This is a genomic window from Burkholderia sp. Se-20373, from assembly GCF_017104705.1.
In the GTDB taxonomy this organism is placed as follows: Bacteria; Pseudomonadota; Gammaproteobacteria; order Burkholderiales; family Burkholderiaceae; genus Burkholderia.
Map to the genome: position 1 here is coordinate 1 of NZ_JAAGPH010000208.1, position 9,807 is coordinate 9,807.

Genomic DNA, 9,807 nt, shown 5'->3' on the forward strand with positions numbered 1-9,807 from the left:
CACCACGCGACAGCAAATCGGAAAACTGGAGGCGATTGCGCCCCTGGCCCGCCGGCAGGCGAACGACTACGCGTCGCTGGTTGATGAGAAATACGTCGCGCGCACTGACTATTTGGACAAGGAGCAGGAGGCATGACCGCAGTGCAGAAGATCAAAGTGTTGTGCGTCGACGATTCGGCGCTGATCCGCAGCCTGATGACCGAGATCATCAACAGCCAGCCCGACATGACGGTGTGCGCGACCGCGCCCGACCCGCTCGTCGCGCGCGAGCTCATCAAGCAGCACAACCCCGACGTGCTCACGCTCGACGTCGAAATGCCGCGCATGGACGGGCTCGACTTCCTCGAGAAGCTGATGCGCCTGCGGCCGATGCCGGTCGTGATGGTGTCGTCGCTGACCGAGCGCGGCTCGGAAATCACGCTGCGCGCGCTCGAACTCGGCGCGGTCGATTTCGTCACGAAGCCGCGCGTCGGGATTCGCGACGGGATGCTCGACTATGCGGAAAAGCTCGCCGACAAGATCCGCGCGGCGTCGCGGGCGCGTGTGCGCCAGGCGCCGCAGCCGCAGGCCGCCGCACGCGCGGCGGACAGCCACCCGGCCGCGCCGATGATCAACAACCCGCTCGTCAGTACCGAGAAGCTGATCATCATCGGCGCGTCGACGGGCGGCACCGAGGCGATCCGCGAAGTGCTGACGCCGCTGCCGCCGGATGCGCCGGCCGTGCTGATCGCGCAGCACATGCCGCCGGGCTTCACGAAATCGTTCGCGCAGCGGCTGAACGGCCTGTGCCGGATCGCGGTCAAGGAAGCCGAGCACGGCGAGCGCGTGTTGCCGGGTCACGCGTATATTGCGCCGGGCCACGCGCACCTGTTGCTTGCGAGAAGCGGGGCGAACTATATTGCGCAACTGTCGGACGAGCCGCCGGTGAACCGGCACCGCCCGTCGGTCGACGTGCTGTTCCGCTCGGCGGCGACGCACGCGGGCAAGAACGCGCTCGGGGTGATCCTGACCGGGATGGGCCGCGACGGCGCGGCCGGCCTGCTGGAGATGAAACGCGCGGGCGCTCACACGTTCGCGCAGGATGAAGCAAGCTGCATCGTGTTCGGGATGCCGCGCGAGGCGATCGCGCTCGGCGGCGCGGACGAGATCGTGCCGCTCGCCGAGATGAGCCGTCGCGTGATGGCGCGCCTGGCGACGATGGGCGACCGCGTGCAGCGCGTTTGAATGGAATGTCACGGGGCGCGTGCCACGATACGCGTCCCGACGGAAACGAATCTGGAAAGGAACGACGATGGACAAGAGCATGAAAATCCTGGTGGTGGACGATTTCCCGACGATGCGCCGGATCGTCCGCAACCTGCTCAAGGAACTGGGCTATTCGAACGTCGACGAGGCCGAGGACGGCGCGGCCGGCCTCGCGCGCCTGCGCGGCGGCGGTTTCGACTTCGTGATCTCCGACTGGAACATGCCGAACCTCGACGGTCTCGCGATGCTGAAGGAAATCCGCGCGGACGCGACGCTCACGCACCTGCCGGTGCTGATGGTCACGGCCGAGTCGAAGAAGGAGAACATCATCGCGGCCGCGCAGGCCGGCGCGAGCGGGTACGTCGTGAAGCCGTTCACGGCCGCGACGCTCGACGAGAAGCTGAACAAGATCATCGACAAGATGGCGAAGACCGGGAGCTGACGTGAACGAGCCGATCCATGCCGCGCTGACCGGCGCCGGGTTCAGCGCCGACGGCCAGGCCGAGGGCGCCGATTTCGCGAGCGACCGCATCCTCGCGCGCATCGGCCATGTCACGCGCGCGCTGCGCGATTCGATGCGCGAGCTCGGGCTCGACAAGCATGTCGAGCGGGCGGCGGAAGCCGTGCCCGATGCGCGCGACCGGCTGCGCTACGTCGCGACGATGACCGAACAGGCCGCCGTGCGCGTGCTGAACGCGATCGAGGTCGCGAAGCCGATGCAGGAGCGCATCCAGAACGAAGCCGAGGCGCTCGACGCGCGCTGGGCGCAGTGGTACGCGGCACCGATCGAGCACGCGGAAGTGCGCGAGCTGATGGACGATACGCGCACGTTCCTGCGCACGCTGCCCGAGTCGGCCTCGGCCACCCGCGCGCAACTGCTCGAGATCATGCTCGCGCAGGATTTCCAGGACCTGACCGGGCAGGTGATCAAGAAGATCATGGACATGGTCTACCTGATTGAGCAGCAGCTCCTCACGGTGCTCGTCGAGAACATCGCGCCCGAGCGGCGCGAGCAGTTCGCCGCCACCGCGGCCGCGCTCGCGGCCGAGCAGATCAGCCCGACCGGCAGCCCCGAGTCGCTGCTGAACGGCCCGCAGATCGCGCCGGAAGGCAAGACCGACGTGGTCCAGGACCAGGGGCAGGTGGACGACCTGCTCGCCAGCCTGGGCTTCTGACCTGCCGCAGGCATCGGCGCGCCGCGTATCGCAGCGGCGCCCGATGCCCGCGTCACACGTTCCCCGCACCGCTTTCCCACGCACGTCTCACCTGCGAGGCCCAGGGTCGTCCTGCGTCAAATTGACACTTCGACACACTCAGCAGGCATACTACGCGTCAGCAGCAACGTAGCGTCATTCGTACGATTTCATATGTTGGCAGGTGGCGCGGGCGCGATGGCCGCACCGCCGTCGACGAAGCCAGTCCCTTGGGGGGGAACGTGAAGCTGAAACGCTTGGGCTGGGCCGTCGCGCACGCGACGGCTGCAATGGGTGTGCTGTGGAGCGTCCACGCATACGCGGAACTGGGCGGCGCGCCGATGTCGCCGCCGGCGGACGATCAGGCCGCGACCGTGCGCGCCTTGCAGCGCGCGATGCGTTCGGCAGACGGCATGCAGACGAGCACGGCCGCCTATACCGTCCGCGAGATCACGCTCGGATCGGGCACCGTCATCCACGAATACACGTCGGCCGCCGGCAGCGTGTTCGGCCTCGCATGGCAAGGGCCGACGATGCCGGATCTCGCGTCGCTGCTCGGCAGCTATTTCCCGCAATACACCGCAGGCGTCCAGGCGGCGCACCAGGCGCGCGGCTGGCGCGCGCCCGTGTCCGTCGACACCAGCGGCCTCGTGATCCGGACCGGCGGCCACATGGGCGCCTTCTCGGGCCAGGCGTGGCTGCCGGCGGCGCTGCCTGCCGGCCTGACCGGCACCGACATCCAGTGACAGCGGGAGAGCGATCTTGAGCATTCCTCGTACATTCAAGCGCTGGCTCGGCGTGCTGGGCCTCGCGGCGGCGACGGCCGTCCTCGTGACGGCATGCGGCGGCGGAGACGGCGGCGGCAGCAGCTCGGGCAGCAACGGCAACGGCGGCAACAACGGTAACGGCGGCTCGGACGGCAATTCCGGGAACACGGCCGTCATCACCGTCAACGCCGGCGTCGCGAACGTGATCAACATCCCGACCGTCAGCCTGAAGGTCTGCGCGCCGGGCACGTCGAACTGCCAGGTGGTCAACAACGTGCTCGTCGATACCGCGTCCTACGGGCTGCGGCTCGTCGGCAGCGCCGTGTCGGGCGTGCTCGGCAGCCTCCCGCAGGTGACGAGCGGCGGCGCGCCGGTCGCCGAGTGCGGCAAGTTCGTGTCGAGCTATACGTGGGGGTCGGTGCGCACGGTCGACCTCTCGATCGGCTCCGAGCAGGCGAGTTCGCTGCCCGTGCAGATCATCGGCGACCTCGGCACGACCAACGTGCCGAGCTCGTGCACGAACGGCGGCGCGTCGGCCAACTCGGCGAGCGCGCTCGGCGCGAACGGGATCCTCGGCATCGGGCCGGCGCCGGTCGACTGCGGCACGACCTGCGCGACGTCGACGTCGACGAACAACAACTATTACGCGTGCCCGAACGGCAACAACGCGAACTGCACGGTCGCGCTCGTGCCGGTGGCGCAGCAGGTGGCCAACCCGGTGCATCGCTTCGCCGACAGCAGCGGGGTGAGCGTGAGCATGCCGAAAATTTCGGACAGCGGGCAGGCCAGCGCAACCGGCACGCTGACGTTCGGCCTGCCCGACCTGACCGGGAAGACGGTGATGACGTCGACCACGACGGGCGACGTCAGCGCGACGTTCCAGGGGCGCAACGTGACCGCGTTCTTCGATACGGGTTCGAATGCGTACTTCTTCAACGATACGTCGGGCACGTTGCCGGCCTGCCCGAAGAACACGCAGTTCTACTGCCCGTCGACGACGACCAGCAATTCGGCGACGCTGACCGGCCAGAACGGCGTGAGCGGCACGGTGACGATGCCCGTCGTGAACGCGGATTCGCTGTTCTCGAACCCGTCGACGTTTGCGTTCAACGACATCGCCGGCCCGTTCGGTTCGTCCAGCTGGCTCGATATCGGCATGCCGCACTTCTACAACCGGACGATCTACTTCGGGATGGACAAGACCGCGAGCGGCGGCGCGGCGCCTTTCGTCGCGTTCTGACGCGGCACGGCGAGACGCAGGACCCAGGGGGCGAGCGATCGCCCCCTTTTTTTATTCGGCGGCCGTGCGCGGCACGACGGGTCCGACCGGCGCGCCGCGGCGCGCGGGCATAGCGCCTACGATGTAATACCGGCACCCGTGCCGACACGACATCGAGGAGGCAGCGCCATGAACCCGCGCATACAACGCATCACGCCGTTCCTGTGGTTCGACCGCGACGCCGAGGCGGCCGCCGGTTTCTACGTATCGGTGTTCGACAATGCGCGCATCGTGCACGTCGCGCGCTACGGCAAGGCCGGCGCGCACGCGTCCGGCAGCGCGGAGGGCGCGGTGATGACCGTCGCGTTCGAACTCGACGGGCAGGCCTTCGTCGCGCTGAACGGCGGCCCCGCGTTCCAGATCACGCCGGCCGTGTCGTTCGTCGTCAACTGCCGGGACCAGGACGAAATCGACCGCTACTGGGCGCGCCTGTCGGAAGGCGGCGACGAGCGTGCGCAGCAGTGCGGCTGGCTGCGCGACCGCTTCGGCGTGTCGTGGCAGGTCGTGCCGGCGCAGATGAGCGAGCTGATGACGGGCGATCCGGCGCGCGCGGAGCGCGTGATGGCGCAGGTGATGACGATGAAGAAGCTCGATCTCGACGCGCTGCAGCGGGCGGCGGCGGGCTAGGCGGCAGGGCCGGCGTGCCCGCGCAGCCGGCGGCCAGCGCGCAGGCAAGCGACAGCAACGGAACGAGCGGATGACGGAGCATGGTGCGGTTCGACCGGAATCGGCGAGTCGTGGCGAAGCGTAGCGCGCTTTGCACGCCCGCGTAATGCCGGCCGGTCAATCGAATGCGGCACACTCGCCGCCGATTATCGGATCGCATTCGATTTCATTCGGATGTAATCAAATACCGGATTATCCGGGGCTGTCGTTTCTGTCAGGTCTTCAAGATTATTAAAATGACGCGGCATGCAAGCCGACGACCCCGGATTCCGCTATTGCAGCCATTCCCGCACCGTGCGGGGCGGCGAGACGGCGTCGTGCGCGCACTACCCGGCATGTGAAAAGAGATGGAGCCAGGCGACATTCAAACATATAATGCCGGCGTTGTTTCCGGGGTCGTTTATATAAAACATGAGGGTAATAAAATGAATTTTTCCGAAGCCGTTCGTTCCGCACTCAATAAATACGCGACATTCGAAGGCCGCGCGCGTCGTGCCGAATACTGGTATTTCGCGCTGCTGACCACGGTGCTGTCGATCGCCGCGCAGATCATCGGCGTGGCCGGCCGCGACGGCGGCCTGATCACGCTGCTGCTGCTCGCCGTGCTCGCCCTGATTTCGCTGGCGCTGATCATTCCGGGCATCGCGGTCAGCGTCCGCCGCCTGCACGATACGGGCCGCTCGGGCTGGTTCCTGCTGCTCGCGCTGATTCCGGTCGTCGGCGGCATCCTGCTGCTGGTATGGACGTGCACGCGCGGCACCGAAGGTCCGAACCGCTTCGGCGCGGACCCGATCGTGGCGGCCTGACCGACGCCTGCCCCGACGCGCGACGCCGCCGCGTCGGGGCCCGATGTCGCGTCGTATTCGCCGCGCCGCCTCACAGCTTCGCCGTTTTCCGCGTCTTTTCCCGCTTCACGCCGTCGCCGCTCTGCCCGGAGCCGACACCCGTCATCGCCCCCGCCGGCACGCTTTTCCGCCGCGCCGCACCCCGTTCCGTCCCTCGTCCGGCCCGCGTTCGCACCGGCTCGCCCGATTCCCCGAAATACCCCCCTTTCCCGGCTTTGCTCGACCGATCGGCGTTTGACGCCTCCGTGAATAATCGGTGTCACTGGAAAGCGGCATTCCGCCGTACCCGACTGGAGGCCCCGTGGCAGACGAGAGCGATCTCGACAAGACCGAAGCCGCCACTCCCAGGCGCCGCGAGAAGGCGCGTGAGGAGGGGCAGGTCGCGCGTTCGCGCGAACTGGCTTCGTTCGCGCTGCTCGCGGCCGGGTTCTACGGCGCGTGGCTGCTCGCGGGCCCGTCGGGCGGGCATCTGCAGGCGATGCTGCGCGGTGCGTTCACGTTCGATCGCGCGACCGCGTTCGACACGAGCCGGATGCTGTCGGCGGCCGGCAGCGCGAGCCTCGAGGGCTTCGCCGCGCTGCTGCCGATCCTCGCGCTCACCGGCGTCGCCGCGCTGCTCGCGCCGATGGCGCTCGGCGGCTGGCTGATCTCGTCGAAGACGTTCGAGCTGAAGTTCGACCGGCTGAACCCGATCTCGGGCCTCGGCCGGATTTTCTCGATCCAGGGGCCGATCCAGCTCGGGATGTCGTTCGCGAAGACGCTGGTCGTCGGCGGCATCGGCGGCATCGCGATCTGGCGCAGCAAGGACGAGCTGCTCGCCCTCGCGACGCAGCCGCTGCGCGTGGCGCTGCCCGATGCGCTGCACCTGATCGCCGTGTGCTGCGGCACGACGGTCGCCGGGATGCTGGTGGTCGCCGCACTCGATGTGCCTTACCAAATCTGGCAGTACAACAAGAAGTTGCGCATGACGAAGGAAGAAGTGAAGCGCGAGCATCGCGAGAACGAAGGCGATCCGCACGTGAAGGGGCGGATCCGCCAGCAGCAGCGTGCGATCGCGCGCCGCCGGATGATGGCGGCCGTGCCGAAGGCCGACGTGGTCGTGACGAACCCGACGCACTTCGCCGTCGCGCTGCAATACACGGACGGCGAGATGCGCGCGCCGAAGGTCGTCGCGAAGGGCGTGAACCTCGTCGCCGCGCGCATCCGCGAACTCGCGGCCGAACACAACGTGCCGCTGCTCGAAGCGCCGCCGCTCGCGCGTGCGCTGTATCACAACGTCGAACTCGAACGCGAGATTCCCGGCTCGCTGTACTCGGCCGTCGCCGAAGTGCTCGCGTGGGTCTACCAGCTCAAGCGCTTCCGTTCGGAAGGCGGCGCGTTCCCGGCGATGCCGGTCGATCTGGAGGTGCCGGCCGACCTCGACAAGGGCGCGTCGGTTTCCGCCGACGATGAACGCGAGGAGCAGGAAGAGGCGCTCGGTAACGGAGGTACGGCATGAGCACCCCGACCGGCCTGTTCGCGAAGCGCCCGAACATGCTCGCGGGTACCAACCTGCGCGCGCTCGCGGGCCCGATCCTCATCTGCATGATCCTGGGGATGATGATCCTGCCGCTGCCGCCGATGCTGCTGGATCTGCTGTTCACGTTCAACATCGCGCTGTCCGTGATGGTGCTGCTCGTCAGCATGTACACGATGAAGCCGCTCGACTTCGCGGCGTTCCCGAGCGTGCTGCTGTTCTCCACGCTTCTGCGCCTGTCGCTGAACGTCGCTTCGACGCGCGTCGTGCTGCTCGAAGGCCACACGGGCCCGGACGCGGCCGGCCAGGTGATCGAGGCGTTCGGCCACTTCCTGGTCGGCGGCAACTTCGCGGTCGGCATCGTCGTGTTCGTGATCCTGATGATCATCAACTTCATGGTGATCACGAAGGGCGCGGGGCGGATCGCCGAAGTGTCCGCGCGCTTCACGCTCGACGCGATGCCCGGCAAGCAGATGGCGATCGACGCCGACCTGAACGCGGGCCTCATCAACGAAGAGCAGGCGCGCAAGCGCCGCCTGGCCGTGTCGCAGGAAGCCGAGTTCTACGGGTCGATGGACGGCGCGTCGAAGTTCGTGCGCGGCGACGCGATCGCCGGCCTGATCATCATGGCGATCAACGTGATCGGCGGGCTGATCGTCGGGATGGTCCAGCACGACATGAGTTTCGCGGCGGCCGGCACGAACTACACGCTGCTGACGATCGGCGACGGCCTCGTCGCGCAGATCCCGTCGCTGGTGATCTCGACCGCGGCCGGCGTGATCGTGTCGCGCGTCGCGACCGACGAGGACATCGGCACGCAGATCACCGGCCAGCTGTTCACGAACCCGCGCGTGCTGAACATCACCGGCGCGATCATCGTGCTGATGGGGCTGATCCCGGGCATGCCGCACTTCGCGTTCCTCGCACTCGGCGGCGGCGCGATCTGGCTGGCCCGCACGCAGACCAAGCGCGCGGCGGCCCGCAAGGCGGCCGGCGACCTGACCGACATCGCGCCGCCCGCGGTGCTGCCGTCGGACAGCCACGAGGCGACCTGGGACGACGTGCAGCTGATCGATCCGCTCGGCCTCGAAGTCGGCTACCGGCTGATCCCGCTCGTCGACAAGAACAGCGACGGCGAACTGCTCAAGCGCATCAAGAGCATCCGCAAGAAATTCGCGCAGGAAATCGGCTTCCTGCCGCCGGTCATCCATATCCGCGACAACCTCGAGCTGCGGCCGAACGCGTACCGGATCGCGCTGAAGGGCGTCGAGATCGGCGTGGGCGAAGTGTTCCCGGGCCAGTGGCTCGCGATCAACCCCGGCCAGGTGACGGCCGCGCTGCCGGGCGCCGTCACGCAGGATCCCGCGTTCGGGCTGCCGGCCGTGTGGATCGACGTCGCGATGCGCGAACAGGCGCAGGTGTACGGCTACACGGTGGTCGACGCGAGCACGGTCGTCGCGACGCACCTGAACCATCTGGTCGTCCAGCACGCGGCCGAATTGCTCGGCCGCCAGGAAGTGCAGTCGCTCATCGAGCGCACCGGCAAGGATGCGCCGTCGCTCGTCGAGGACCTCGTGCCGAAGACGATCTCGCTGACCACGCTGCAGAAGGTGCTGCAGAACCTGCTCGAGGAAGGCGTGCCGATCCGCGACATGCGCACGATTCTCGAAGCCGTGTCCGAACACGCGGGCCGCGGCGACGCGTTCGAGATCACGGCCGCGGTGCGGCTGTCGCTCGGCCGTGCGATCACGCAGCAGTGGTATCCGGGCACCGGCGAGATGCAGGTGATGGGCCTCGACTCGAATCTCGAGCGCGTGCTGTCGCAGGCGCTCGCCACCGGCGCGAACCCGGGCCTCGAACCCGGCCTCGCGCACAACCTTCTGACCGGCACGCAACAGGCGATGCTGCGTCAACAGAATCTCGGGCTGCCGCCCGTGCTGCTGGTGCAGCACGCGCTGCGCGCGATGCTCGCGCGTTTCCTGCGCCGCAGCCTGCCGCAATTGAAAGTGCTGTCGTATGCCGAAGTGCCGGACACACGCACGATCAAAGTCGTTAACGTCATCGGGGGTTCCGCTTGAACATTCGCAAATTCACCGGCGCAACGAGCCGCGACGCACTTCGTCTGGTGCGCGAGGCGCTCGGCGCCGACGCGGTCGTGCTGTCGAACCGCACGCTCGATGACGGCAGCGTGGAAATCGTCGCCCTGGCAGATTCGGACCTGGCCGCCGTGGCGCCGCCGGCCGCGGCACGCCCGCGCATCGGCTCGCCGCGCCCGCCGGAATCAGTGTCGGCCGCC

The 9,807-nt window shown here is 67.9% G+C and carries 9 protein-coding genes and 1 pseudogene; all 10 read left to right on the top strand.

Going from position 1 to position 9,807, the window contains the following annotated elements; genetic code table 11:
• Positions 1 to 132: 132 nt before the first annotated feature.
• Positions 133 to 1,224: a chemotaxis response regulator protein-glutamate methylesterase gene (locus G3N96_RS35550; protein WP_124584437.1), complete on the top strand. Its 1,092-nt coding sequence runs from the start codon at positions 133 to 135 to the stop codon at positions 1,222 to 1,224.
• Between the two features lie 67 nt (positions 1,225 to 1,291).
• The gene (gene cheY / locus G3N96_RS35555; protein WP_039346818.1) at positions 1,292 to 1,687 is read left to right on the top strand and encodes a chemotaxis response regulator CheY; all 396 of its coding nucleotides are present in this window, start codon (positions 1,292 to 1,294) and stop codon (positions 1,685 to 1,687) included.
• A 1-nt stretch (position 1,688) separates the two neighbouring features.
• A complete protein-coding gene (cheZ, locus tag G3N96_RS35560; protein ID WP_206140093.1) occupies positions 1,689 to 2,420 on the top strand; it encodes a protein phosphatase CheZ in 732 nt (243 codons plus the stop codon).
• A gap of 260 nt (positions 2,421 to 2,680) precedes the next feature.
• The gene (locus G3N96_RS35565; protein ID WP_089455395.1) at positions 2,681 to 3,184 is read left to right on the top strand and encodes a DUF2844 domain-containing protein; all 504 of its coding nucleotides are present in this window, start codon (positions 2,681 to 2,683) and stop codon (positions 3,182 to 3,184) included.
• A 16-nt stretch (positions 3,185 to 3,200) separates the two neighbouring features.
• Positions 3,201 to 4,445 carry a DUF3443 family protein gene (locus tag G3N96_RS35570; protein WP_206140094.1) on the top strand — a complete coding sequence of 415 codons (1,245 nt, stop codon included), beginning with the start codon at positions 3,201 to 3,203 and terminating at the stop codon, positions 4,443 to 4,445.
• A 168-nt stretch (positions 4,446 to 4,613) separates the two neighbouring features.
• A complete protein-coding gene (locus tag G3N96_RS35575; protein ID WP_089460311.1) occupies positions 4,614 to 5,111 on the top strand; it encodes a VOC family protein in 498 nt (165 codons plus the stop codon).
• A gap of 464 nt (positions 5,112 to 5,575) precedes the next feature.
• Positions 5,576 to 5,956: a DUF805 domain-containing protein gene (locus tag G3N96_RS35580; protein WP_124584446.1), complete on the top strand. Its 381-nt coding sequence runs from the start codon at positions 5,576 to 5,578 to the stop codon at positions 5,954 to 5,956.
• A 340-nt stretch (positions 5,957 to 6,296) separates the two neighbouring features.
• Positions 6,297 to 7,493 carry a flagellar biosynthesis protein FlhB gene (gene flhB / locus G3N96_RS35585; protein ID WP_124584448.1) on the top strand — a complete coding sequence of 399 codons (1,197 nt, stop codon included), beginning with the start codon at positions 6,297 to 6,299 and terminating at the stop codon, positions 7,491 to 7,493.
• On the top strand, positions 7,490 to 9,589 hold the full coding sequence (gene flhA, locus G3N96_RS35590) for a flagellar biosynthesis protein FlhA (protein ID WP_206140095.1): 2,100 nt from the start codon (positions 7,490 to 7,492) through the stop codon (positions 9,587 to 9,589). The genes flhB and flhA overlap by 4 nt, the downstream gene beginning before the upstream one ends.
• Positions 9,586 to 9,807: pseudogene (gene flhF / locus G3N96_RS35595) on the top strand (flagellar biosynthesis protein FlhF); the annotation flags it as partial. The gene flhA and the pseudogene flhF, both read left to right, overlap by 4 nt.

Bases quoted from the DNA above. Each gene is read 5' to 3' on its own strand.
- G3N96_RS35550 (WP_124584437.1), top strand. From the start codon at position 133: ATGACCGCAGTGCAGAAGATCAAAGTGTTGTGCGTCGACGATTCGGCG.
- cheY (WP_039346818.1), top strand. From the start codon at position 1,292: ATGGACAAGAGCATGAAAATCCTGGTGGTGGACGATTTCCCGACGATG.
- G3N96_RS35575 (WP_089460311.1), top strand. From the start codon at position 4,614: ATGAACCCGCGCATACAACGCATCACGCCGTTCCTGTGGTTCGACCGC.
- G3N96_RS35580 (WP_124584446.1), top strand. From the start codon at position 5,576: ATGAATTTTTCCGAAGCCGTTCGTTCCGCACTCAATAAATACGCGACA.
- flhA (WP_206140095.1), top strand. From the start codon at position 7,490: ATGAGCACCCCGACCGGCCTGTTCGCGAAGCGCCCGAACATGCTCGCG.